This window comes from Bacteroides sp. B1-V-101 (genome assembly GCF_023656585.1).
Classification (GTDB): domain Bacteria; phylum Bacteroidota; class Bacteroidia; order Bacteroidales; family Bacteroidaceae; genus Bacteroides; species Bacteroides thetaiotaomicron.
Genome location: NZ_JAMOKH010000005.1, coordinates 82,058 through 108,986, shown reverse-complemented (window position 1 = coordinate 108,986; position 26,929 = coordinate 82,058). Strand labels below are relative to the sequence as shown.

Sequence of the window (26,929 nt, the reverse complement as noted above, 5' to 3'; positions counted from 1 at the left end):
AATAGGACTTTGTTTGGAACCGTTGTAAGTGCTATGCTTACCACCATGGCATCCTGTGTGTCAGCTCCTCAACACAACACTTTGACCAAAGCGGAAATAGCTGACGGTTGGCAACTATTATTTGATGGAAACACACTCAATGGCTGGCGTGACTATAATGGAGATTCACTCACACAACCTTGGCATGTAGTAGATGGATGTATTCAAGCAAATGGTGACGGAAGTGACCTTTCAGGTTATATCGTAACCGATCGGGAATTTGACAATTTTATTCTTGACTGGGATTGGAAACTTTCGTACGGTGGCAATAGCGGCATGCTTTATCACGTAGTAGAAGATCCTTATTTTAAAGTTCCGTATGTAACCGGCCCTGAATATCAGTTGATTGATGTAGAAGGTTGGGAAAAGACAAACGCTCCCACCAAATTGGAAGAATGGCAGAAACTGGGAGTAGACTATGCAATGCATCTTCCAGACCCAGACTCCATGTTCGTAAATCCACAAGGCAAATGGAATAACTCACGCATCGTGTTCGATAATGGGCATGTAGAACATTACTTAAACGGACATAAAATTTTGGAATTCGAGGCATGGACCGACGATTGGTTTCAACGCAAAGAAAGCGGTAAATGGGAAATGTCTCCTGAATATGGTTTGGGGCGCAAGGGAGTTCTCTGTTTACAGGATCATGGCTATCCTGCTTCCTTCCGCAACATCAAAATAAAGGAATTATCCAAGAAGATACCTGCTAAAACGGAGTTCCTGTTTAACGGAAAGGACTTGAACGGCTGGAAAGTGTACGGAACCGAATTGTGGTATGTGGATAAAGAAGGCTGTTTGGTATGTGAAAGTGGAAAAGACAAACAATACGGTTATTTGACTACCCGCGATTATTACAACGATTTTGACTTGAATCTGGAATTTAAGCAATTAGCTAATGGCAATTCCGGTGTCTTCTTCCGTTCATTCATCGAGCCACCGGTCAAGATTCACGGCTGGCAATGCGAAGTGGCTCCGACGGGCAACGATACCGGTGGCATTTATGAATCTTACGGGCGCGGTTGGCTGGTACAAATTCCAGATGAAAAAGAAAATATCCTGAAACAGGGAGACTGGAATACTTTACGCATCCGCGTGGAAGGTGCGCATGTACAAACATGGCTGAACGGTGAACTGATGGCAGATTTGACAGACAAAAAGATTGGTGCCACACAAGGACGTATCGCATTACAGATTCACGACGGGGGCGGTATCAAGGTGCAGTGGCGCAATATCCGTTTGACAAGACTGTAAGACAGTATTAAAACATATACAACAATAACTTATGTACAAAATATGGGAATTGACAGAAGAAAATTTTTAAAAGGCATGGGCAGCCTCGCTTTGTTCTCTATCGTGCCAAGCAAAGTATTGGGTGGGCCCAACCATATTGCTCCAAGCGATCAATTGACAAAAGGTATCATTGGAGTAGGCGGAATTGGCAGAAGTAGCTACCATTTCACAAGTAATGAACAGTGTCGCCTTGTTTCTGTGTGTGATGTTGACAAGAACCACCTACAAAAAGCAGTAGACCTGGGCAAGAAGAAATTCAATGAAACATTGCAGACATATCACGACTTTCGCGACCTAATTAAAGATTCGAATGTAGACATCGTACATATCGCTACTCCACCTCACTGGCACGGTCTGATGGCCATCGAGGCAGCCAAAGCAGGAAAGGACATCTGGTGTGAAAAACCGATGACACGTACTATCGGTGAAGGTAAACGTTTGATGGAAGCCGTGAAACAGAATAATCGTATATTTCGACTGAACACATGGTTTCGCTTTAAAGATAATTTCTACGGACTGGGTACTACTGTTGAACCATTAAAAAAACTGGTAGACAGCGGATTGCTTGGCTGGCCATTAAAAGTAATCATCTCGGGTGCTACCGGTTTCACATGGAAATTCTTTTGGGTAGGAAAGGAAAATCTTGCTCCGGAACCAGTCCCGGCAGAATTGGACTATGACATGTGGCTGGGACCGGCTCAATACAAGCCTTACAATTCTCATCGCGTTCATTCCACATTCCGGGGATATTGGGATTACGACGGAGGTGGCCTGGGGGATATGGGACAGCATTATATTGACCCGGTACAATACATATTGGGAAAAGATAATACCAATCCTATCAAAGTCGAAGTAGATGCTCCCCAGCAACATCCTGATGCTATCGGTATTTGGCGTAAGATTACCTATACTTACCTAGACGGATGCCAGATAGTATTGGAAGGTGAAGGGTTTGAAAGTGGCAATAAGGTACCGTATATAGAAGGTCCAAAAGGTAAAGTCTATAAAGGTTTTGAATGTGAATTAAACGGTAAGCCTGCTCCGGACATAATGAACATCATTGCTGAACTGCCTGATCCGGAACCGCAGAACACGGATTTTATCAAATGTGTCAAAAATAGGGAACTGTTCGCCTTGAATGAAATGAACGGGCACCGCAGCTGCAACATCGTAAATATGGCCCTTTGCGCCCTTCGTCTGAACCGTACACTACATTTTGACCCAGTAGCGCAGCAGTTCATCAACGACGATGCCGCCAATCAATTGATTGACCAGCCGATGAGAAATCCCTGGAAACTTTAATCTACTAATACTGAAAAATGAAAGATATGAAAAAGATATTTTGGGCATTAACTTTTGCAGCTTTATTGCCGTGGAGTATTGCGGCACAGGATGCCCGCCAGCGTACTATTGCCACTATTATAGCTGATGCGTTAGACCAGCTTCCTGCTGCCAAACAACAAGACTACAACAACATAATGAATGAACTGATGTCCACCGGTACTGCCGGCATAGTTCTGTTGGGAGAAATGCTTGTTCCGGCAGACAAAGGTAAGAACGCTTCCATTGAGCATGCTTTGTATGGTGTAGTTTCTTATGTTACCGCTCCGGATAAAGCAGACAAAAGGGCTGAAGTGAGAAAAGGTTTAGCAAAAGCCATTGAAAAGTGTACTGACAATCCAAACCGAGCATTCCTAATGAGCCAGTTGCAACGTTGTGCAACAGTTGAGGACATCCCTGTTTTTGTAAAATACCTGCATGATGCTTATCTGGCAGAATGGGCTATCAACGGACTGGCACATACTGAAGGGGCAAACGAGGCACTTCTTGATCTCATTAAGAAAGAGGTTGCTCCTCGAGAGAAACTGGCCTATGCTGTCGGCGTAAAAAGACTGAAAACGGCCGAACCTATACTGTTGGAATGGTTGAAGAATGCAGACGCTCCAACTCAAAAAGCAATCTATCACGCATTGAGTATTTGCGGTTCATCCGCCTCCCTTTCTACATTGGAGAAAGCCGCCAAAGCAGCGAAGTATGAGTGGATACCGGAAACAGATGTTACTGCTTGCTATTTGCGACTACTCAAGACAATGGTTGTCAACGACGAGGGACATATCGCAGCTAATGCAGCAAAAAAACTGCTAAAAGATACTGACAAGGCTTATGTACGTGGTGCTGCTCTCGATGTAATTATTGAAGCAGAGGGCAAAAAAGCTGTCTCTTACATCCTTGCCGCTTTGAAGGACAGTAATCGTGAATATAGAGTGAACGCTTTACGCCTATCTGAAAACATTGCTGATGAAACCTTATATGCAAACCTGGCAAAGACATTAAAGGCAAAGAACAATAAGAAAGTAAAGGCTGACATATTAAATTGGTTCGGTACTAATCATGTAGTTTCACAGATTGATGCCGTAATAACCAATATGGACTCCGACGACGAGGAGATTGCCATTGCTGCCATTACTGCTGCCGGAAAGATTGGCGGCGATACAGCATTGGAAGCTCTAATTGCAAAACTGAATAGTAATCATGCCGATGCTGCAACCAAAGCATTGCTCTCATTTAACGGTAAAATCAACAACAATATCATGAAAGCGTTGGATGCGGACAAAGCCATTCGGATTGCCGCACTAAATCTTGCTTCTACACGCAGTATGGACGAAGCGACCGATAAAGTGTTTAATATGCTGACTTCACCAGAAAACGATGTACGCACTGCTGCCTATAAGGCTCTTGAGGGTGTAGTAGGTCCGTCAGATCTTGAACGTCTCAGCCGATTGATTGAAAAAGAGAGTGGCAAGAACATTCCTCAAATTCAGAAAGCGATGCGGAACGCAGTTCTGCCTTTGCCTAAAGATAAACAATATGCTACCGTAATTCCATATGTCAACAAATCCTGTAATCCTTCCTTGTACTATCCGGTTCTTGCGCAAGCGGGTAATCCTGAATCCATTGCTGAGATTCTAAAAGGATACAATGGCAATTACAAACAGGAAGCATTCGCGTCATTGGTGAATATTGACAATATAAAAATGATCGAGGTTCTCTATAACATTGCAGTTAATGACAAAACGAATGCTCAAGCTGCATTAAACCGCTACACAAGTTTGGTTGCCAAGTCTGCCCATACATCGATACGAAAATACCAATTGTATCGCAGGGCATTGGAAATTGCTTCCGATGTGAAAGTACAGAATCGCCTTATTAACCTGTTGGGTGAAACTCATACTTATCAGGCTTTGATGTTGGTTGAAAAATACATGGATAATAAGGCTACGGCTGAAGCTGCTGCCGAGGCAGTAAGAACTATCGCTTCAAAGAACTCTGAAAATTTCGGCGGTGAACCGGTACGCAAAGCTTTGGAAAAAGCAATTGCATGTTTTAAGGAAGCTGGTCATGCGGATGCCGGTTATGCCATCGATGACATTAATGCCATATTGCAAAGACTTCCGCAGGCAGCCTACATTCCGATATTCGGTAATGCCGAATGGACAGTAATTGCGTTGAATCCGGCTCAGAAGGCTTCAATGAATCCCAAGAAAATCAAAAAACACGAAGCATTGACTGCCACAACTAGCGATCTTTGGAAGATTACAGAAAATGGAATAGCTTATACCGGTGGTAAAAATGCCATTCTGGGTACTGGCAATTATGAGAACTTTGAACTATGGTTTGAATGGAAAGGCACAGGCAAGGCAGGTTTGGGCGTGCGTTCTATTCGGCAAATAGACTTAGGCGGTGATAAATCCGGGGCTTTGTCCGGCAACATAAAAACAAAAAATACACCGGAAAAAGTAGCCGATAATATAGCAGGTGAATGGAATACAGTTTATGTAAAGGTATTGAACGACCGGGTGACTGTCAGTGTGAACGGTGTGGTGACCGCCACCAATATTATCCTTGAAAACTCCTGCGATCGTAATATTCCGGCTTATGTGAAAGGTCAGTTGATGCTGATAGGAGAAGGCACACCTGTAGAATACCGAGAGATGTACATCCGCGAACTTCCTTCTACTCCGAAATTCAACCTTCCTGCAGAAGAAGCAAAGGAGGGATTTGAGATATTATTCGATGGTACTTCCATGCACAAGTGGACAGGAAATACAACCGACTATGTACCTGTAGACGGAACTATCTACGTGACTGCACAATACGGTGGTAGCGGAAACCTCTATACAGTAAAAGAATACAGCGATTTTGTATTTCGCTTTGAGTTTGCATTTATGCGTGAAGGTGTCAACAATGGCGTAGGCATTCGCACTCCGATGGGAGTGGACGCAGCATATGAAGGTATGGAAATTCAAATACTAGATCATGACGCTCCTATTTATAAAGGATTACGTGAATATCAACAACATGGGTCAGTATACGGTATCATTCCTGCCAAACGAGTGAAGTTCCCTGCATTAGGTGAATGGAATACCGAGGAAATCCGTGCAGTAGGAGATCGTATTACCGTAACTGTAAACGGTGAAATTATACTGGATGGAAACATTCGTGAAGCATGCCAGGGACACAACGTATCGGAAGACGGTTCTACAAAGAACCCACATACTGTAGACAGGAAGAATCATCCCGGACTCTTCAACAAGTCGGGACATATCGGATTTCTAGGACATGGTGCAGGAGTGAAATTCCGTAATATCCGTATCAAGGATTTGAGCAAATAAAAAACTAATAAGATAGCTTTCATACTTCTTTATGAATATCAAGGCAAATGATGCCCGCAGACCGGTCTCCATCGTAGTGATAGGAGCCGGTAACCGGGCTAACAAATATCTGGAATATGCAAAAATAAACCCTGACAAGGTACAGCTTGTCGGAGTTGTGGAGTTAAATGACATCCGGCGTAATAAAGTAGCGGAACGCTTTGGATTGGACGCTTCGCAGTGTTGCTCCGATTATAAGACTTTTTTTCACAATCCTGTCAAGTCGGATGCCATCCTGATATGTACACCCGAAAACATGCATTTTGAGCCAAGCATGATGGCCATCCGCAAAGGGTTTCATGTTTTGTTGGAAAAGCCTATAGCCCAGACACTGGAAGAATGCATTGCCATTGGCAAGGCTGCAAAAGAAAAAGGGGTTATCGTTGCAGTTTGCCATGTATTACGATATCATCCGTATTTCATGAAGATCAAAGAGCTGATTGACACTGAAGAATTAGGTAGAATTATTTCAATAAATCATCGTTCATCAGTAGGAATAGACCGTTCTACACATGGGTTTGTGAGAGGCATGTGGCGTAAAGAGGAAATAACCAATCCGATGCTTATCTCCAAATGTTGTCATGACATCGATTTTCTGTTATGGCTTACACGCACCCGTTGCCATAAGTTAACCTCGTTCGGTTCTCTGCGTTGGTTTCACAGTGCGAATGCCCCAAAAGGTTCAGCCGATCGGTGCATTGATTGCAGTGTTGAAAATGATTGTCCGTTTTCGGCTGTAAAGTTATATCGTGAGCGTCGTGAGTGGATCGCTAATTTTGATGTACCGGAGGGTAAAACGATTGATGATGTGATTGAATACCAATTACATGTAGGGATTTACGGGCGTTGTGTATATCATTGTGACAACGATGTGGTAGACCATCAGATTGTATCTATGGAAATGGAAAGTGAAGTAACGATTAATTTCTCAATGGATGTATTTACTTTGAAAGATAATCGGGAAACACACATTTGCCTGACGGAAGGAGAAATAGACGGAGATGAAACGACTTTACGCGTAAAACGGTTTTGCGGAAGGGAAGAAACGGTCTATGATTTTTCGGATATTGCCGGCACTCCGTTTCATGCAGGAGCAGACTTGGCTTTGATGGAGGATTTCATTGAAGCCGTCCGTTCCAGCAAAAAATCTCTCGCTACTGCCATCGATGTTTCTGTAGAAAGCCATCTCATCTGCTATGAGGCGGAGCGTAGCCGCAGAGAAGAACGCATTATTGTTTTTTAAGGCACTGTCCTATTTTTTGTGTAAATTGAAACAGGATTCAGTTGTAAGTTTCCTCTTATATCTGTATTCTGTTTTCAAAAATAAGCATAAATTGGTTCATAATCAATCCCCAGTTATGAATTGGCTATGTCCATTTCTTCTCAATCTCCATTAGTGACAGATATACTGTTTTCTTCACGGCATCATCAGAAGGGAATAAAAACTTTGATTTCGTGTACTTTCTGATTTTCCCGTTGAGATTTTCAATGAGATTTGTGGTATAGATTATTTTTCTGATTTCCAGTGAAAACTGGAAGAAAACAGTCAGGTCATCCCAGTTGTTTCTCCATGAAAGTATGGCATAAGGGTACTTTCTTCCCTATTTCTTTTCCAGATTATCAAGTTCTGTGGCAGCAACTTCCTTATTGGGTGCATTATAGATATTCTTCATATCTGCCGTAGACTCTTTCTTGTCCTTATAAACGACATATTTACAGGAGTTTCTGATCTGATGTACCACATAGATTTGAGTGGACGACTGAGGGAATACGGTACGAATGGTATCCGTAAATCCATTCAGGTTGTCGATACAGGTAATCAGTATATCCTGCACTCCACGTACCTTTAAATCAGTCAGTACACCCATCCAGAAAGAAGAACTGTCCGATTTGCCAACCCACATGCCAAGAACTTCTTTCAGGCCATTCTGCTTCAGGACGACACAAAGATAAACGGTCTTGTTTATGATCTTGCCGTTATCCCCGTACTTTGAAGACGATTCCGTCCATCCAGACTATCAGATAAACCGGATCCAAAGGGCGGTTCTGCCATTCCTGAACGGCCTGGTTTACTTTGTTTGTAATGATGGAAATGGCTGATGTAGAGAGTTCTATTTCATAAATCTCACACATCTCTTCCTCTATATCGAAAACACTCATTCCTTTGGCATATAAGGAAATAACAAGCTTTTCTATCGAAAGTCCACTGCTTTCGTGTTTGGGCATTGCAATCAGTTCGAACTGGCTGTTACGATCATGGGGAATGGAAATAACAGCCTCCCCATGTTCGGTTTGGATTTTCTTCGGATAGCTGCCATTACGTGAATTACTGGTATTATTCCCGGCTATAGAATTCTTTTCATAGCCTAAATATGCGTCCATTTCACCTTCAAGCATCTTCTCCAATACTTGGGCATGTAACTGTTTAAGAAACTTGCTCACATTGGATTCTGTTTTGAATTGGCTAAGGAACTCCTTACTTAATACTTCATCTGGCACTACATGATTCTTTTCTTTCATAATCTTCTTCATTTTACAAATGTATAAAATAAAAATACGAGACTCTAATATGAATCCCGTATTTCAATTTACACAAAATATTTTATAGTGCCCTCCCCTTCGGGAAGTTATGCTATCATCATTCGCTTCGCTCACTGAGTATTTGCCTCTAGCTTACCCCGCCATTTCATTTTTTATTTCATTAGTGGATTCCCGCTCAATGTCACATAATTCATTAAACCTTTTGATCAGCTTCTCAATATCTCTCTGCTTTTTTAGCTATGCTTTTCCTATGGAGAGATAAGATATTAGCACTTAAGTCAAAGAGTAACCTATATAGCTCAACATTATCAATTTGTCAAATTACTTTATTACACCTTTAATTCCTTCGTAAAATCCCGAATTGTTTTACTTATGCAATTATCGAATAATGAATGCTATAAGATCTTTCCCTTTAGAAGTCAATTTATCCTCTAAAGTACGAATGGGATGACCGTTGGTTTGCAATTTTGATAATGAAACATTATCAACAATAAGTCTATTACTTTCAAGATAGTATATACTTTCGGCAACATCTTCTTGGGCAGCATTTAATAATTCGCTCAACATCTCTATGAAAAAATAAGTTCTGGTATAGATTATCAGGTTTCTGTAGCCAGGTGTTGGAGCATTGGGATCTTTTATTTTCTCTCCATTTTGCCGATTAAATTCTGAAGGATTTTGAAGAATTCGCAAAATTAGTAACTCCAAACCATTCATTTGTTCTAATATTCTTAAATATTTTTCCGTTTTATCGTAGCTGCATTCTTTTGCAGTAATGCTACTAAGCAAAATATTTCTAAACAAAATTCTTTTCTCTTCTTTACGTTCATTTACAATATGCCTAGCAGTTTGTTCAAACACATCAAGAAAATCAGGTTGATTGATGTATGATTCATTAATTTGCTCTTTAATCTTTTGAACTTCCATTTCTAAGGAAAGATAAAATTCTTCAAGCCGTTCGTGCTTTCGCTTAGCTTGAATTGCATCTATATCTGACCAAACAGAAGTTAAAGTACCTCCTAGTACAGGTATCATTGCTGTGATGCCTTTAATCGCCACCATTCCTTTTTCAATAACATTTTCTTTCTTCATATCTATATCTATGCCCCGATTGAGGCCTTTATCTACTTTTTACAATGCTTTTATTCCGAGAGCAACTGAGTAAATTCATGAAGGCGAAAACGATAACTGTTGAAGTAAAACTTACGTAAAAGTCTAAATCTTCAGATTTCATATCAAACCTGTTGACTCCTCCTTTGTATCCTCCCAACGTTCTTTTTAAATATCAATTCCTGTCGGAACTTTAATTTCTCTATCCCTCACTCAGACCCTGAAATATATTGAATATTTATCATTTCGCTTCACCGGATCCCTCCTCTAATTCAAATTATAATAAAATATTCTACCATAATATACGATTTAATTTATATTTTCCATGTACTAAAATAGTTACTTTATCAATGCAAGCAAAATTTCGCCAGAGAAACTTTATTTTATGAGTTCATCAATCGGAAAATTTCACTATCTTTGATAAGTTATTTACTGTAAACCATAATTTTTAAACAAGGATATAAAAATGAATTCATCTTACTATCAAAATCAGATAAATCGGTTAGAAAAAGATATTGCAGATTTGCAGAAGAAAATTGCTGATGAAAACAAAAAAGAAATTGATAAGAATAAACAGATAGACTCGGTGCATAGAACTATCAATAAAAATACTTCTATTTCTACTCTTAACTCAAAGCAACGGCAAATAGATGGATATCAAAAGGATATTCTTAATTGCAGAACCAAAATTGCGAGCTATCAAAAAAGTATTGCAACAAAGTCAGCAGAACTGGGGAAAAAAAGGCAAGAGTTGCTAAAAGCACAACAAAGCGAACAAAAGAAACTACAAGATGACCAATTAAAGTTCCAAAAGAAGTTACAAAGTGAAATTGAAATTCAAAAAAGACATTTGGAGACTCTTATCGCCCAAAATTATTCAACACAAAATAATAAATTGGTTTCGACAGAGGATATTCCGGAGCCGACTAAACAATATGACTTTTTCATCTCACATGCTTCAGAAGATAAAGATGATATTGTTAGAGATTTAGCCGAAGCATTAAGGAATAATGGTTTTGAAGTTTGGTATGATGAGTTTGAACTAAAAATCGGAGATAGTCTCCGAAAGAAAATAGATTATGGTTTATCCAATGCTAATTATGGAATTGTCATAATCTCCCCTTCCTTTGTCAAGAAGAATTGGACGGAATATGAATTGAATGGCATGGTTGCCAGAGAAATGAATGGGCACAAGGTTATTTTACCAATTTGGCATAAAATAACGAAAGATGAAGTTTTAAGATTTAGTCCATCATTAGCTGATAAGCTTGCACTAAACACTTCAATTCACACAATTGATGACATCGTCGAAAACCTGAAGAATTTATAAATATCTGATTACAAGAGCGTATATAGAAGCGTAAAAGATGCAATAATATGATTTTCTTTAAACTTTGATTTGAAATCGAGATTTTGTATCTTAGCAATACTGAGATTTATATAATTACAAATAAAGTCATAAGAAATCAAAGTGAACTTCACCTAAGACCTTGAAAGGATTCTTTCCGAAATAGAAACCATTGCAAAAAAATGGAATAAAAAAAGGTGCTGTTCATATTGGACAGTATCACAGTGGCGGCAACAGGAAGTGTCACGGCCAGAGTTGCAAAGGAGCTGATGAAAAGGCTGAAATTAATCTGTGGACGCTATAACGTAACAGTGATAACGCTGATGCATACAAGAAAGCGGGACAAATCCAAACCTATTGAGATGCAGGACCTGGCCGGTTCCGCCAAACTGACTGACTTGGCGGATAATGTGCTTGCAATAGCCAAATGTAATGCTACTGAGGTGTATGTCAAGGTTCTCAAGTCACGCAGCAATGCCATTCCTGACAAAGTACGGCATTTTGAGATTCGCAGTGACGGCTATCTCCATTTGGAATTCATTCGGGAATGTGAGGAAGAGGATCTGCTGGCACAGGGTAAAAGCAAGCTTACACCAGAGGTGGAACAGGAGATTCTCACCCTGCGTGGAAAAGGATACTCCGTCAGGAAAATAGCAGATCATATGAAACTGTCAAAATCTGCTGTTGACCGTGTGGTTCAAAAGCATAAGGACAGTGAAGAATCCAGCGCGGATGCTATTAAGGATGCACAATTCCCCGACAACGCAGCCTGATAAAAAGACCATATCCTGTAAGACTTTTACGTAATCATACAATGAAGACTGGAATTCAATAATGAGTTTCAGTCTTTTTGTTTATCTGAAGCTTCTTAAGCCCCCTTGAGTTATCCACTGTCCCTTTGTCCCGGAACTGACGATCCCACTGTCCCGGATATCACATTTTTCAGCATTTTAGGCATGAAATTTATATAAAATACCCTCCAAAATTATGTTTTTTATCATTCGTAAACAAGCATAATTACAGACATGATATAGTAAGTATTTGTATAGTTACAAACATTATCAATAGATTACACACAAACATCTATTTCGTATTATTTACATCACATGGGTAAAGTTCCAAAATGTACATATTTTCTGGGACACCTTCCCGGGACAGACGGATAAAAAGAGATTCAGGGTTAGCCCGACCATTTCTTTTCCTTCAAAAAAATATCTGTTTTGCCGTTCAAATCCCTCGAAAGCTTGATATATGTATGAAAACATATATAATATTGTCAAGTAAGAACGATAGCTCTATACTAGACCGTCAGGTAAGGGATTGTCCTGATGTCAGCGAAAAAACAGTTCCACAGAGAATACCCAGAAGATACAAAGAGGATATCAAGAGATTACAAGAAAAATACGATCTGCATGAAGGGCTGGTCATTAATGTGTCCCTCAAAGAATTCAGGGGCATATGTGAAAGGGATTATCCAAAGATCGAAGCCTACCTGGGATTAAAGAAATACCTGTTACGCACTTTCGGAGTAACCCTGAATATACATTCACAAAAGACTAAGGGGGATTTCGATAAAAATACAGATGAACCATAAATTTTGTATAACCGGGGTTGGCTGGAGGCAAAGAGTAAAGGAACGTAGTGAAGTGACATACATAACTCCCTGAAGGGAGATAAAGGTGGAATAAAAAAGTTTGCAAAAAGAGGTAAAATGTATAAAGAAGAGTGTGTTTTGAAGAATAAAATATTCCACCCTTCGGTTATGTATTACATACTCTCTACTATCGTATACCCTCTGTCTCCGACTTACCCCATTAATCTTAAAAGTGAAACAATGCATAAAATTACATTAAATGTCCCTGAGGGGATCAGATACCTTTCAGACTGGCATGACTTATGGAATACCCTGCTGCCGGAAGGACAACATTACATTCTAAACAAACGTATATGCGGATGCGGAGCTACTGAAGCCTATCTAAGATCAGGCAGGAAAGTCATATTAGCCAGTCCCAGAAAGCATCTGCTCTATAACAAGTATTCCCAGCATCTCTCCGACAACCTGCACCTGTACCGTTACCAGGGGGATAAGAAGAGGTATTTTGAAAGCAGACTTATTTCCCCGACCGACACGCTTGCTTTCAATGAAAACCTAACCGGATATATCAGATCCGGAGGGAACAAGATACTGACAACGTATGATTCACTCAGGAAAATCATGGAAGTCCTGATTAGTTCGGGGGAGGATATATCCGAATGGGTGGTAGTGATAGACGAGTTCCAGGCTATATTTTACGATTGCCAGTACAAGGCCACTACGGAATATGAGCTATGCCAGGTACTCCGGAAATTCTCCACTGTCATCTATTTGTCGGCTACGCCCTATCTGGACTCCTATCTGGACATGACGGAACAGTTCAGGAATATGACCATTTATGAGCTTCTCTGGCCGGAGGATATGACACAGACTCCCAATGTCGAAGTTGTGAAATCTAAGAAACCCGTCCTGGAACTGTGTTCTGACCTGATCGGGAAATACCGGGAAGGCAACGGCAAGTCAACCGTTGTGAATGGAGAAGGTTTTACCGCCAGGGAGGCCGTGTTTTATATCAACAGCGTTTCTGAAATCAAGAAGATTATCAAAAAGAACGGGCTCACACCGGAAGAAACGGCCATTATCTGTTCAGCCAAGACTGATAATCTTCGGAAACTGGATAATCTTTCCAGAGAAACGGGCATGAAATTCAGGATCGGAGATATCCCACAAAGAGGAGAGCCACATAAAATGTTCACTTTCTGTACCTCAACTGTATATATAGGTGCCGATTTCTATTCGACCAACGCCTATTCATACATTTTTGCCAATCCGCAAGTCAGTTGCATGGCAGTGGATGTTTCGGTGGACCTCCAGCAAATAGTAGGCCGCCAGAGACTTGAGGAAAACCCTTTCCGGAATTCAGCCACTCTTTATTTCAATACCAAAGAAGCCAAAGCGACAAGGGATGAACTGGAGAATTCCATCAGGGAGAAGAATGAGGGAACTCTGCGTCAGATAGAGAACTACAATGCCGTACCCAACAAAGACGAACAATTGCGGCTGATGGAGGATAACATAAGAACGGAAGGTCACAAGAAGCATTATTGCTGTATAGTCAGAGATGCGGATAATCATGTGCATGTCGTTAAGAATGAAATTCTGGAGATAGCAGACAGGAGGGCCTGGGAAGTATCCGACCGAATCTATAACAACGACTTCTCCATGTACCGTGCATTGAAAGCCGGGGTGAATGTGACAAAGGCTACCGACAGCAATAATCCGGAGATACAAAGAATCTTCACCAAATGGAACATGGACAACCGGTTCGACAGAAAGGCCAGGATGTATTGTGACCTGCATGAAAATGCCCCACTGCTCCTGGAGGAATGCAACTTTATCGAAAGGAAATACAAAGATTACTACGATGCCCTGGGAAGGGAGGGCTTTGAGAGCTCATACTGGCGGGAGGACTATATAAAACAAGCCCTTGCCCCGGTTCCCATGAAGTTATTACCCAGGAATGAAATCGCCGGTCGACTGATGAATGTACTGAAAGTAGGCGGTGAATCTACAAGACCGGAAGTAAAGGAAATCCTTCGGGGAATCTATCATGACCTGGGAATACAGGGTAAACCGAGCGCATCCGATATTACTGGTTACCTGACTTGTGAAGAGAAGACTATTAGGATAAACGGTAAAAAAACAGCAATATTCAGAATTATCTCACATGCACGGGAAAAAGTCTCCCTGTTTCCTAGAATCACCGATGTAACCCAAGCACAGGAATATGACGTGGACAAGCTGCTAGAAATTATCCGGGATGACACCTACTATCATCTGAAACCTAAAGTAGAAGCCGTCAGGAGTGCTGGAACCCAAGATGAGAAAAACAGGAAGAAAGCCCTTCTCCCCGTAGCCACCTGGAACGGAACCTTCAGGTCCAGACATAAGAATGAATGCACAGTCTACTCCTCCTATACGGCTCTCGATTTTGACCATATCGGGGTGGATGATATGCCGGATTTTGTCAGGTGGCTGCAGGGATTTCCATGTGTCTATGCCTGTTTTGTCACTCCAGGCGGAACGGGGTATAAAGCGATCATCCTGCATGATAACTGTGAACCGCTTTATCACTATGACCTGTACGGACAATTAGTAAAGCTGTTTGATTGTCCCTGGATAGACAAGAGCACCACCGACCTGGCCAGAGGGAATTATCTCTCCTATGATCCGGACTTATGGAAAAATCCATCTCCTGTTCCCTTTCACTTTGTACCGGGAACACCGGAACCTGTCATACCCAATACGATGACAGAAACAGTTATCAGGGATGTGCAAGGAGAACCTGTTCTGGTACAGGACGAATCCTGGGTCGAAGGTTTTCTGAACCAGTTGAACAAACAAGTCATTTCTGATGACAGCATTATCCGGATACTGAGAAAAGCATGGAACGGGAAATCTTTGAGCAATGGCAGGAATAATACGGCGATGTCCTATGCGGGTATCTTATGTAAGGCTGGCGTTGAGCCGGGTAAGGCAAAGGCATTCATAGAGGAACTTATTCCCGGTTTTGATATAACGGAAATAATCGAATACGCTTACGCCAATAATATATTCGGGTGTGAACGTATGCGGTACAGAAATAGAAAATGAAAAAAAAATAACTAACTTAAAAAAAAGAATTATGGCACTGAATAAAAGTATCGGGAACATGTATGCTTTCGTTTCACATACATATAACCCGATGAAAGGCGAATGTGAACACTCCTGTGCGTATTGTTTTATGAGATGTAAACTTCTCCTGCCTCCCTTGCGTCTGGAGCTGAAGGAACTGAAAGTGAACCTGGGTGAAGGCAACTTTATCTTTGTAGGCAGCAGTACGGATGAATGGGCGGCTAATGTCCCGGCAGAGTGGATTGAGCAGGTACTGGACTATTGTGACGGTTTTGATAACAGGTATCTCTTCCAATCCAAGAATCCCGCTCGTTTTTTGGAATATCTGGATCATCCGGTCATGAGAAAGTCCGTCCTTTGCACCACCATTGAGACGAACCGTTTTTATCCGGATATAATGAGGAATGCTCCCCTGCCCCGGGAACGTGCAATTGCTATGCGAGAGATTGCTAGTCATGGAATCCCCACCTATGTAACCTGTGAGCCCCTGATGCAATTTGACCTGGCAGAACTGGTGGAACTGGTCGGTATATGTTCGCCACAGCAGGTGAATATCGGTCGTAACTCACGATATGATATTATCCTTCCCGAACCGACTGCGAATGAAGTGAAGATGTTGAAAGCGGAACTGGAACAGCTGAAGAACAACGGCTACGTTCCCTCCGGAGATAAGAAGGCCGATACGGGCTGGCTTGCATTCTATATCCATCCGAGCACGCTCTCTGACAACGGGGACGAGACGATGAAGTATTATTCCGATACGGGGGCGTACCTGCTCTCACTGGAGGAGTTCCTTTACAGGTTGATGACCGAACCCGACTATGTGTTCAACGCCACTACGGGACTTTGCAAGGTGACGGTTTACGCCAACGAGTATTTCTATGAGCGAGATCCCATGCAGGAGAACGCCCCCCAGGACAAGGATCTGTGGAAGACCTTTGCCAATGTCGAAGACCGGACCTTCGACCTGCTGGTGAACACCTCACATGAAATCTCCCCCGACGGACAGTCACGGTATCACCAGGCCATTGTCTCGATTCGCCAGATGTCCATAAAGACGGTGTTTGTCAGCTGTCCCGACGGCATGCGCGTGTGGGGGGGGGTGGAGAACGTGAACGAGACCGAAGACCTGGACTGGTCAGTAAAAGCCCCCAGTGAGGCGGACGCCTTCTATAACAAGTACTATGCGAATGGCTGGACGAATACCTGGAAAGCGATGGCACGTTCGGGACTTGCGGGAGGGTTCAGCGGGGAAATCATGCGCGATCCGATGAATCGGGGGAAAGAGGACCAGATCTGGAAGGTCATGACAAAAGTGGACAATGCGAAACTGACGCTCAGCAAGGATCATTATAATCCTGCTCTTAGTAACTATCATGCGACATATGCCTGCTTTACCCCGTTCCTGAGAAATCGGGACAATAACCGTGACGGCCAGATGCAGGCCGGTGAGATGCAGTGGTATATCCCCTCCGTCAGCGAGATCAACATGCTGTATGTGGCGGAACGTTCATTGCCTTTGAAGAGCAGGCTTGTCGGGCATGCTCCGTCGGATAATGCTACAGCGTTATTCACCTCAAGGGCTTTCATGGGAAGTACCAACCTGACACTGAACAGCTGTAATCCTATTATACTTATTGAGGAGTCCCATAGTATGACCCCCATATATGAATTCGATTACCAAAGAACTGCGAGTCCGGGAGAAAGACCCCCCTATTCGGACGTGAGACTGGTCAGGGATCTTGGGATCCTGGAGACTTCTGAGGACCACAGTTACCATATTGATGAGATGGAAGATGAACTTGCCAAGACGCTGATCAACAACCGGACGGAGGATGAGTACCTGATTTTCAAGGCTGACAACCTGCCTGCCAGTACTACCAGAGCTTCAAGGGCCATTTATGAACTTCCGGCGCATGACGAGACCTCCCAGAATAATACGATCTATCAGAAAGGATTTGAGGTTGCAAAATATATTGCAAATAGAATAGACAAGCCGAAGGATTTGAACAATCCAAACAGGGAAAGTGAGTATTATTTCGAAACGTGGAGTACGCTGATGGACGATGTGGAAAAAGGCAACTCTCCCTGTGCCTATTATTACCAGAATCCGGATAAAAGTGACCTGGGTACATGGCGTCTGCCCAATGAGGCTGAACTGATGATAATGAGCGGAAGCCTGTTCGACTGGGATGACAGGGAGAAGAAAGATGTCTATGATTTCTTTCAGGGGGATAAGTTCTATTCCTTGAATATGACAGACGGCCAGGTCATCCATTCCCGGACTGGATTTTCCAAACGGGACATGAATGGTGCCAAGTCATTCAGTGCCGGATATCAGATGTTTTTCAACGGTTATCTGCGGTTTGTCACCACTGTCGATACCAGTTGGGGAGGCGACAGGGGCAGGCTTGTCAATGACAAAAAGGGATACGTGCGTTGCGTAAGGGACCTTGAATAAAGAAAAGCTCCTCTTACCCTTTGAACTTATGCCGAAGAAAAAGATGGATACCTCTTTTCTTCGGCATTCTTTTTTAGAAGAGTGTTCCCTGAATATATAAAATAGAAATGACTTTAAATGTCCAGCCTATTGATGATATCACTTTACGAGGCATACAATCTTTTATAAGTTTTATAGTTTGCATTATATTTATTAATAACTTCTAATCAGTAGTTCATTTACCGTCTCCCTCTTTTCGGCTATGGAACATACCGAGCGGAAGATGCTCAGTCGTTGGATATGGAAGCCGGCGTACAGGTTGTCGAAGAAGGTTTCCCAGGATTCTTCTGACGGGGGTCGGAGTTGGAGAGCATTCATTTGCTTCCCTTCTCTCCCAAGTCCTTGCAGAATCCGGCCAGCTCTATCTGGCAGTCGTCATCGAAGTCGTCCGGCATGTAGGAGGTACAGGCACCGGCCTCGTTGACGGGTTTGTAGGGCGGGTCGAAGTAGAAGAACGATTTCTCTCCCGCGTATTTTTCCGTCTGGCGGTAGTCCCCGTCCAGGATGATGACGCCCTGCAGCAGCTTGTGGTTGAAGCGGATCAGTTCCTCCTCCAGTATCCTGGCGCGGCTGCCCGTACCGAAGGTTACCGAGAGCCTGCCCTTGCGGTTGACCGAATAGATGCCGTTATAGCAGGTGCGCATGAAGAAAATGAAAAGGGCGGCACGGGTGATGTCATCCGGGTGCTCCTCGTTGAATACCCTTCGCTTTTTCATGAAATAGTCCCTTCTTTCCGTACGTTCCTCCAGGGCGTGGTATTCGCCCTGGATGCCGGCAAGCAGTCCGACCAGTTCTTCCGGCGTGTCGCGTATGATGCGGTAGACATTCACCAGGCTCTCGTTCGAGTCATTGATCACGCAACGGATATGCGGATAGGTCTGTCTCAGTCAGAAGAACGGGGCGCCGCCCCCGAAAAAGGGTTTCACATAGGTTTCCATTTCCCTGATATTCTCCGGCAGTGACTGGATCAGTACCGGAAGCAGTCTTCTCTTGCCTCCCACCCAGGGAGCTGGGTTTTGCCCTAGGCAGAAGACAAAGCTCGGACGCATACTCAATGGAACGGCAAGCAAGGTATGGTTCATTCCTATCTATCTAGGACTAGTCTGTTGGTTCTAACGACACCATGGCATGGAGTCCCGCTGGATCGACATTAGGACAACGTGACAAACACCTTGGCAGTCAAACTTGTCCTGCTGGGCTTCGCCCTCCATTCTGGTTTTGGCTGTCACAGTCGGCAGTGCCGACTTACCAATTACTACCGGCAAATTCACCTCTTTTTCCTGAAGGGTGAAGCAGGAAGCGAACTGACAATTTCACACAGCAACAGAAACAGCATGACGTGACACGATAGAAAGAAAATTTCCTTTGGAAACTATTCCTGAAATCATACGTCAGCTATACCCGAACACAGGAGCCCCCAAAATTCCAACTGCTAATGACGAGGCTGCTTGAAAAATACGGGGCTACGGAAAACATCTCCCGGTCGTTTCGCAACCAGTTCCGTGCCCCGCCGCTGCCATTAATAAAATAGACCAACTTTGACCATATATTTTTCCTGTTGCAATATAAATCCTTATAGAAATCATTCGCCATACAATAAGTCTCTGTAATTTTAACCTCTGAGAACATAGTGGTAATCATTTTAATCTTATAATTGGACACTATGAATTTAATACTTTTATCAGAATTTCCCTCCTAACAGTCAAAAGAATAATTGGGATTTTAAACGAAAAATAACTTATATAAATATATCATTTTTTTATGATAAATTCATCCAGCATTTTTCCGTTTCGATCTATTACCTCTATCTTCATCTGTGTGGTCGTGGCATAAATACGTAGCAAAGATGTGTTAGCATTAACTACTACGGGGAAAGACGTTTTGTCAGTGGCATCATGACGTACAAAACGATGTAAGTGTCCACAAAGCATTAAATCCGGATAAGCCTGGCGTAATAAAGGCATAAACTTCTGTTCTACTTCTATATTTCCATGCCAATCCTCATCGGGACCAGCTTCAGTAACTGCGGGAGGAATGTGAGCTACAATTATTTTAAAAGGCGCTTCTTTATATTCGGCACTTTCCAAAATACCGGCCAACCATTCGGACTGTTCGGTACGGTAGAAGTCATATTGGGTAATACCGGCATATTCAATATCAGAATCAGGCTTATCTTCTCCCGTGTCCAGAACAACACAATAGACAGGACCTTGTCGAAAGGCATAATAAAGATGCTCCTGACAGGGAGAAAAATAACGTTGGATTTCGGTTGCAAATACTCCCCGTGTTTCGTGGTTGCCACGGGCGTAGTACATCGGGATCTCAGAAGCGAAAAGTCGTACAGCCGTATCCATAAACCCCTTGAAAAGCTGCTCCTCACTATTCATGAAAGAGAGCATATCACCATTAAAAAGAACAAAGTCGGTTTGCGTAAGGTTACAACGGGACATTAAGTCCTCCAGCAGTTTATTGTCCCCATGTATATCGTTGACCATTACAAAAGAGGTGGCAGGCGCTTGCGGATTGCAGGTATGAAAAGTTAGCGGTTTACGATAATAGACATCAGTGGAAGCATAATCTCCATAAATGATTTTATACCCGGTATGTTTCAACACTTCCTGAGCAAAAACACGGTAACGATATTGTTTTCCCGGTGTAAGTCCCTTGATTTTAACGGCATGGATGGTTGATGTATTCTTTATGCCATTAGACGTGTCAAAATAACGCGGATGCTCTTTGGCGTAAAAACTGCCGTTGCCATCTGATGCCAGTTCCACCCATCCTATAGAGGGCTTATCCGTTATCCATACAATGGTAGCTTCGTTAGATCCCACGTTTTGCAAGTAAGGTCCATGCGTGATTGTTATTTTGGAGATTTCATCTTGCGAATACAGGAATGTAGCTATTCCCCATAATAACATTTCTAAGAATATGATTTTTCTTATCATAATGCCTAATCTAATAAATTGTTAAACTTTCGTATGTGGAAATCTGGCAGACAGAGAGGTATCCTTACTTTACCTTCGGTATCTGGTTCAGCCGTCCTCCCTCATTATATCGTTGATTATTCGGTAACCCCTTCTTATTCACTCCCTTTTGCATGAGTGATTTTAATTCTTCCAAATGATAACGGTATATGTCACGGGGAGTGGCTTGATATTTTTTGCATAGTGAGGCTGCCATGCCTACAACTTCCCCCATCATACCTGTAGTTCGCATGACTCGTACGGTTCCCAAGGCAACATGTGTGACACTGATATTGCGTCCTGCCATGAACAGATTGTCTATATTACGGGAATAAAGACATCGGTAGGGAACAGGATAGGGATAAATTACTACATGGTCTGTCGTCGCTTTGAATTCACGTCCCGGGAAGTGCCGGGTATTCTCGGGGTCGGGCCGGTGCAGATCAATACTCCAGGTAGTAGTGAAAGATGCGTCCTCGTGGGCCACATGCTTTGTTAAATCATCCTCTTTCAGGACATAGTCGCCCAATAGCCTCCGGGATTCCCGCTTTCCGGCAATGTAGGCTACCCATTCCAATGAACGTTTTTTATAATCTTTTCTTCGTTCCGATTGATTTTTCAGGTAGCTCCAATTAGAATATATAACTAACATTCCATAGTCACGTATTTGTTCAGAATCATTAATTTGATTTTTATTCATTCCGGTTTCCCAGGTCCATTCACCATAAGTGACAGGTTCACAGGTCTCCTCATTGAATTCGATGCCGTACCGGAATTCCGGAAAATAGGATGTTTTTGTGCCTTCCACAGAATACCATTGAACAGAAGTGCCCATTACTAAGCTATCAGCTATTTCGGGAGCTATAGTCTCACCGTATTCAGAACGGCTTTCACGGCCCATACGATAGTCCGCCCCGGCCAGATAACCGATAGTGCCATCACCAGTACAGTCAGCAAATAAACGACCATAAAATTCGATCTCTTCACCGGATTCAATATGACAAGCGGTTATCGAGATGATCCGGTCCTCTTCCTTCTTCACCGAAAACGCCCGATAATTAAGAAACAGGGAAACATTAGTTTCAGCTTGTAGCCATTCCATTTTTTTATGATCTTCATAATTGCCTGCCGGTTGTGCATTACCCTCCTTGACGGGACCGAACTCTTTTTGCAGCCCCCCCAGTTCAGGATATTTTCCGATCTCAATAGCTCCTCCCAAATGAACACGAATCTCGGAACTATTGTTTCCACCGACTACGGGGCGATCATTGATAAGTGCGACTTTACAGCCCAGGCGGGCGGCAGATACTGCTGTACTCATACCTGCAATACCTGCACCTATAACTACTAAATCATATGATTCTGTTTTTTGGGGGGCTAATAATCCAAGTTTGGCACGACGAAAGTTATCTAAAGCCGCCATATCCGATGGCGGAATATCATCTTTCCGTGTCGTAAAATAAATAGCATCACACCGCCCGTCAAAACCTTTCAAGTCATGCAAAACAATGTGAATATTCTTTTCTGTTGCCTGATATTGCCCGGCATACTGCCATATCCACTGATTGCCTATAATACCCAACCGGTAAGAGATTTTCTTTCCGTTTACTGACAAACCGAACAATCCGGGCCCTTCGCCCTCCTGCCATGGAGACGTCCAGTTGTAGGTGCGTACAAAAATATAATATGTGCCATTTTCTGGAAGTTGTACATTGGTACTCGCATTTTCAACAGGACTACCTAGACCGTGTGCCAGTAAATAAGGTGATCCCATCAAGTCCATAAATTGTTGGTCCACTACCCAGCCTCCTTTTTCCGTGAAACTTTCTGCCTCTACCAATAAAGTAGCAGCATGAAGACTCGCTCCGTGAAATACCATCCAGATGAGAGAAATATATATAAATTTTTTTATCATAACAATTTTCATTATTCTTATACTTGTTTATTCATAGTAGCGAAGGATAATCTCCTTGATAGTCAGCCGGGCCATCAGTGGAGTTGTCAATTCCATTTTGAGGGCTTTAATCATGGCTGGTGTACTGAAAGATGCTGACAATTCTCCATTTTTGTTATCTGCAGCTACTTTCTTAAATATTGTACCGTCCTCGCTGACAGATAATTGTACATGTTCCGGATGTTCCTTTGAAACATCAAACACAATTCTGATTTCCTGTACTGCTTGTCTTTTTTCCAAAGTAAGAGTAAAATAATCTCCTTTTTTTAAGGAATAGGGGGTTGCAAAGAAAGTCTGTATATCACCGTCAAACGCATATTCAGGCATATAATACTTGATTCCCTTCATATTGGTATCGATACGGGCAGGACATACAAGACGGGGCCTTTGTTCGCTTTGCGGAACAAAACCTGTGTTATCCCAATCCTCGTCTTTGAAGTAACAGATATTCAGTTTTTCCATAATAGCACCGAACTTGCTGATACGTTGTCGGAACCCTTCCCATTCTTTCTTTTCTTTCGTGTTCCAGAGGGTTTCGGCCAAGGCACAAGTTCTGGGATATAACATCCTTTCCACCTCATCCGAGGTTGTAATGAATTCAGTCCACAAATTAGCCTGTCCTCCCTTGACGAGATGTGCTTGAGTATTCGTACATTCTTTGCCAACTGGTTCCCATTCATACAATCTGCGTGTGGAATTCCGTGAATACCCGAAATCAAAGTAACAGGGATCCTTAGGAGACATAATGACTGACAACCCTCTTTTCAAAGCTTTCTGTTGCTGTTCTCTTCCATCACGTTGCCAGATCATGATCACGTCACTGATGTCAGCGGCATTACGGTCATTTATTTCATCCCAACCTATCATCCTTTTTCCCTTGGAACGTACAATTTCACTAACTCGTTTCGTAAAATAGTCCTGTAACTCGTGCCATGAAGTCATATTCTCTTGTTTGTAAATCTTTTGGCATTTCGGACATTGTTCCCATAGATGTGTCGACACTTCATCTCCTCCCAGATGTATGAATGATGAAGGGAAGAGATCAGTGAGTTCTGCTACCAGTTTTTCCACAAACCTATAGGTTTCAGGATTTCCTATACACAGCATATTCTCATCCGCTCTCTTCCGTTTTTGTCCGTCCAGTTCCTCTGGATAGGCTTCAAATTTTCCGCCTTTACATGACAGTTGGGGAAGGGCTGCAAGCAAGGCCAGACAGTGTCCCGGAAGGTCAATCTCCGGAATGATCTCTATGCCGTACATGGCGGCATAGTTGATCAATTCCTGCAACTCACTTTTACGATAATAATGTCCCGAGAGATCCTCGAATGTTCGGTAGTACGTACCTTTGAACGCTAAATCCGGATATTGGTCCAGATACAGACGCCAGCCTTGATTGTCTGTCAAGTGCAGATGTAAAGTGTTAAGTTTAAAAAAGGCCAATTGTTTGGTATACTTTTTAAGTTGTTCGATAGTCCAGAAATGGCGGCTACAATCTATCATGACTCCCCTGTAACTAAAACGGGGTTTGTCGTGGATTATGAGCCGGGGTAACTCTTTTCCCTCACTTCCCAGAATCAATTGTAAAAGAGTGGAGAAAGCACGAATCATACCTGTCTGGTCGCCTGCTTCTATGATGATCCCCTGCTTTGTAATTTCCAGCATGTACATTTCCGGCTCCTGCATTTTCACCTTTTTTACATGAATGGAAGGATTTGAGGCAGTCACCATGACAGACAAATTTGCCAGTTCTTTCAGATCGCTGACAAAGAGGTTTCCTGTATTTTTCCATTCGTCCGGGAAATGGATGCTTTCCAGACGTTCGATGGATAGCGTACCTTTTTTCCGGACCATGCTTTCAACTTGCGGGATCAGACAAATATTATCTTGAGAATAAATACTGTCTGGTAATATGAGAAGAAATAGAAAAAGGTGAAAAATATAGCTCTTTCCAATCATAAAGTTAGAAAAATAAAAGGGTGAATAATTAAGGAGTTACCTTTTCCCGGACTATCAACAACTTTCCTGCATTTAATAGCCGGGATTTTGTTTTAAGTTCTCGTTGATCTGAAGTTCCGTGGTAGGGATAGGCCACAAATATTGGCGATCGTTCCAACTACGTACAGCAAGTGCCTGACATTTACCCGCTTCTTCCAATTTGGAGAAATCTGCACAACCATCCTCGTCCATTTCCGGTGTGAAAGCCCAAAACCAATCTCCCTGACTGGTTACCCGTTCGATACATAGTGAGGCCGGATAAAGGATACCATATGTCTTGCGATTCATAACCTTTTCGGCCAGTTTCCAACGGATGATATCCGTATATCGCATGTGTTCCTTTGCCATTTCCATACGACGTTCTACACGTAGCTGGTGGCGAAGTGTGGACTGGTCGTTAGAAGTGAAAGCCGGATAACTTGCCTTATCGGACTTGTCCACACCATAAGCACGCGCCCGAACCTCATTCAGTGCATCCAATACGGAGTTATCTATCTCATTTAATTCGATTTTCGCCTCGGCATATGTCAACAATATTTCGGCATAACGACAATAGATAATATCCTGGTCTACCTTGAAACCATTCTGAAGCCATGTTTCGTCTATCCCTTTTTTCCACACCAGACCATCGAAAGAAGCATATTGGGCATTGGCACGTGTATCATAATTTGTCACGATTTCACCCGTATTATAGTTCATACACGTCAGTGCCTCCGGGTGTGGGTTGTATTCATAACCGAGGTGGTTGGAACCAAATGGTACAATGGTTTCTGCTAAACGTGGATCACGGTTTGCAAATGGTTCATGCGGATCGAAGAGTGGTGATTCGTTAATAAGCAGACCGTCGGTACAGGTGAATGCAGCTAGTAACTCCCATGACGGACAGGTCTGCGTCCATCCTCCTACGTTACGGGGTAGATCATTGTATACCTGGTTAACTCCTCCGTTTCCTGTTCCCAGATAAATGTCATATGTAGCATCACGTGGAATTTTGAAAATAAATTCATTCGAGGTTTTTGTAGTAGACAAAAAAAGATTGCCAAAATCGGGATGCAATTCATAAATATTCAAGTCCATAACCGCCTTGGCTGCATCGGCCGCTGTTTCCCAATCTTCCATAATCAAGGCAACCCGGGCTTTTAGTGCCAGTGCAGCACCTTGGGTGGCTCGCTGTTGGTCAGTATAGGAAGTTGGAAGCACACTAATTGCATCATCAAAATCTTTATAGATTTGTGCCAATACGATGGATTTATCTGTACGTCCCATTGTCAACCCCTCTTCTGTACTTACATCGGTTAATACCAATGGTAAGTCACCGAACTTTACAATCAGTTTGGCATAAGCGGCAGCTCTATGGAATTTGGCTTCGGCAATCAGGCGGTTAATAGTAGCGGCAGATGCGCCATTTTCGATAGCACGATGCGATTTCTCAATAACTGCATTGGCACGTGAAATAGCTTTGTACTGATTGCCCCATAAACTGGTAACCCAAGCATTTTGTCCATTTAGAGTTCCGTCATCAAAAGAGGTCAGGAGATCGCGTGAAGTATAGTCGTCCGACCAGTCGGTCTGTTGTTGTCCGTCTTCCGGCCAGAAGTCATATCGATATAACTCATCAACGGCCATCTGCACTTCAGTTTCCGTGGAATACCAGTTTTCAGTAGAACCGCTTGACAATGGATTTAAATTGAGATCATGGCAGGCAGAGAGTAAGAGTATTCCTGCCCCGATATATAAGAGTAACTTTTTCATGTTTTTTATGG

The 26,929-nt window shown here is 42.7% G+C and carries 13 protein-coding genes and 3 pseudogenes; 9 read left to right on the top strand and 7 right to left on the bottom strand.

What is annotated here, in order from left to right; all coding sequences use genetic code 11:
* Window positions 1-33 precede the first annotated feature (33 nt).
* Genes NBH01_RS06145 through NBH01_RS06130 form a run of 4 tightly spaced genes read left to right on the top strand, consistent with a single transcriptional unit; the run spans window position 34 to window position 7,287 of the window.
* Window positions 34-1,293 carry a 3-keto-disaccharide hydrolase gene (locus tag NBH01_RS06145; protein ID WP_048697613.1) on the top strand — a complete coding sequence of 420 codons (1,260 nt, stop codon included), beginning with the start codon at window positions 34-36 and terminating at the stop codon, window positions 1,291-1,293.
* A gap of 42 nt (window positions 1,294-1,335) precedes the next feature.
* Window positions 1,336-2,634: a Gfo/Idh/MocA family oxidoreductase gene (locus NBH01_RS06140; RefSeq protein WP_048697610.1), complete on the top strand. Its 1,299-nt coding sequence runs from the start codon at window positions 1,336-1,338 to the stop codon at window positions 2,632-2,634.
* Window positions 2,635-2,660: 26 nt separating this feature from the next.
* On the top strand, window positions 2,661-6,005 hold the full coding sequence (locus NBH01_RS06135) for a DUF1080 domain-containing protein (RefSeq protein ID WP_048697606.1): 3,345 nt from the start codon (window positions 2,661-2,663) through the stop codon (window positions 6,003-6,005).
* 31 nt (window positions 6,006-6,036) lie between these two features.
* Window positions 6,037-7,287: a Gfo/Idh/MocA family protein gene (locus tag NBH01_RS06130; RefSeq protein WP_062694410.1), complete on the top strand. Its 1,251-nt coding sequence runs from the start codon at window positions 6,037-6,039 to the stop codon at window positions 7,285-7,287.
* 55 nt (window positions 7,288-7,342) lie between these two features.
* Here NBH01_RS06130 and NBH01_RS06125 read toward each other — a convergent pair.
* Both NBH01_RS06125 and NBH01_RS06120 read right to left on the bottom strand, forming a co-directional pair.
* Window positions 7,343-8,564: pseudogene (locus NBH01_RS06125) on the bottom strand (IS256 family transposase).
* A gap of 399 nt (window positions 8,565-8,963) precedes the next feature.
* Entirely contained in the window at window positions 8,964-9,677 is a 714-nt protein-coding gene (locus NBH01_RS06120) for a hypothetical protein (RefSeq protein WP_048697599.1), read from the bottom strand.
* Between the two features lie 484 nt (window positions 9,678-10,161).
* Between NBH01_RS06120 and NBH01_RS06115 the strand changes: the two genes are divergently transcribed.
* From NBH01_RS06115 to NBH01_RS06090, 5 genes and pseudogenes are all read left to right on the top strand, one after another.
* Window positions 10,162-11,025, top strand: coding sequence for a TIR domain-containing protein (locus tag NBH01_RS06115; protein ID WP_048697596.1), 864 nt, complete (start codon window positions 10,162-10,164; stop codon window positions 11,023-11,025).
* 215 nt (window positions 11,026-11,240) lie between these two features.
* Complete coding sequence (locus NBH01_RS06110; protein WP_048697594.1) at window positions 11,241-11,816, top strand: hypothetical protein; 576 nt, start codon at window positions 11,241-11,243, stop codon at window positions 11,814-11,816.
* A 482-nt stretch (window positions 11,817-12,298) separates the two neighbouring features.
* Entirely contained in the window at window positions 12,299-12,637 is a 339-nt protein-coding gene (locus tag NBH01_RS06105) for a hypothetical protein (RefSeq protein ID WP_048697591.1), read from the top strand.
* Between the two features lie 240 nt (window positions 12,638-12,877).
* A complete protein-coding gene (locus NBH01_RS06100) occupies window positions 12,878-15,730 on the top strand; it encodes a BT4734/BF3469 family protein (RefSeq protein ID WP_048697650.1) in 2,853 nt (950 codons plus the stop codon).
* Between the two features lie 628 nt (window positions 15,731-16,358).
* Window positions 16,359-18,212, top strand: a pseudogene (locus NBH01_RS06090) (fimbrial protein); the annotation flags it as partial.
* A 353-nt stretch (window positions 18,213-18,565) separates the two neighbouring features.
* Here NBH01_RS06090 and NBH01_RS06085 read toward each other — a convergent pair.
* From NBH01_RS06085 to NBH01_RS06065, 5 genes and pseudogenes are all read right to left on the bottom strand, one after another.
* A pseudogene (locus NBH01_RS06085) lies at window positions 18,566-19,300 on the bottom strand (DNA adenine methylase).
* Between the two features lie 702 nt (window positions 19,301-20,002).
* Window positions 20,003-21,199, bottom strand: coding sequence for a purple acid phosphatase family protein (locus NBH01_RS06080; RefSeq protein ID WP_370867670.1), 1,197 nt, complete (start codon window positions 21,197-21,199; stop codon window positions 20,003-20,005).
* Between the two features lie 64 nt (window positions 21,200-21,263).
* Window positions 21,264-23,132: an FAD-dependent oxidoreductase gene (locus tag NBH01_RS06075; RefSeq protein ID WP_048697643.1), complete on the bottom strand. Its 1,869-nt coding sequence runs from the start codon at window positions 23,130-23,132 to the stop codon at window positions 21,264-21,266.
* A 27-nt stretch (window positions 23,133-23,159) separates the two neighbouring features.
* Window positions 23,160-25,127, bottom strand: coding sequence for a beta-N-acetylhexosaminidase (locus tag NBH01_RS06070; protein ID WP_055229379.1), 1,968 nt, complete (start codon window positions 25,125-25,127; stop codon window positions 23,160-23,162).
* A gap of 72 nt (window positions 25,128-25,199) precedes the next feature.
* Complete coding sequence (locus tag NBH01_RS06065) at window positions 25,200-26,918, bottom strand: RagB/SusD family nutrient uptake outer membrane protein (protein ID WP_048697585.1); 1,719 nt, start codon at window positions 26,916-26,918, stop codon at window positions 25,200-25,202.
* Between the last annotated feature and the right edge of the window lie 11 nt (window positions 26,919-26,929).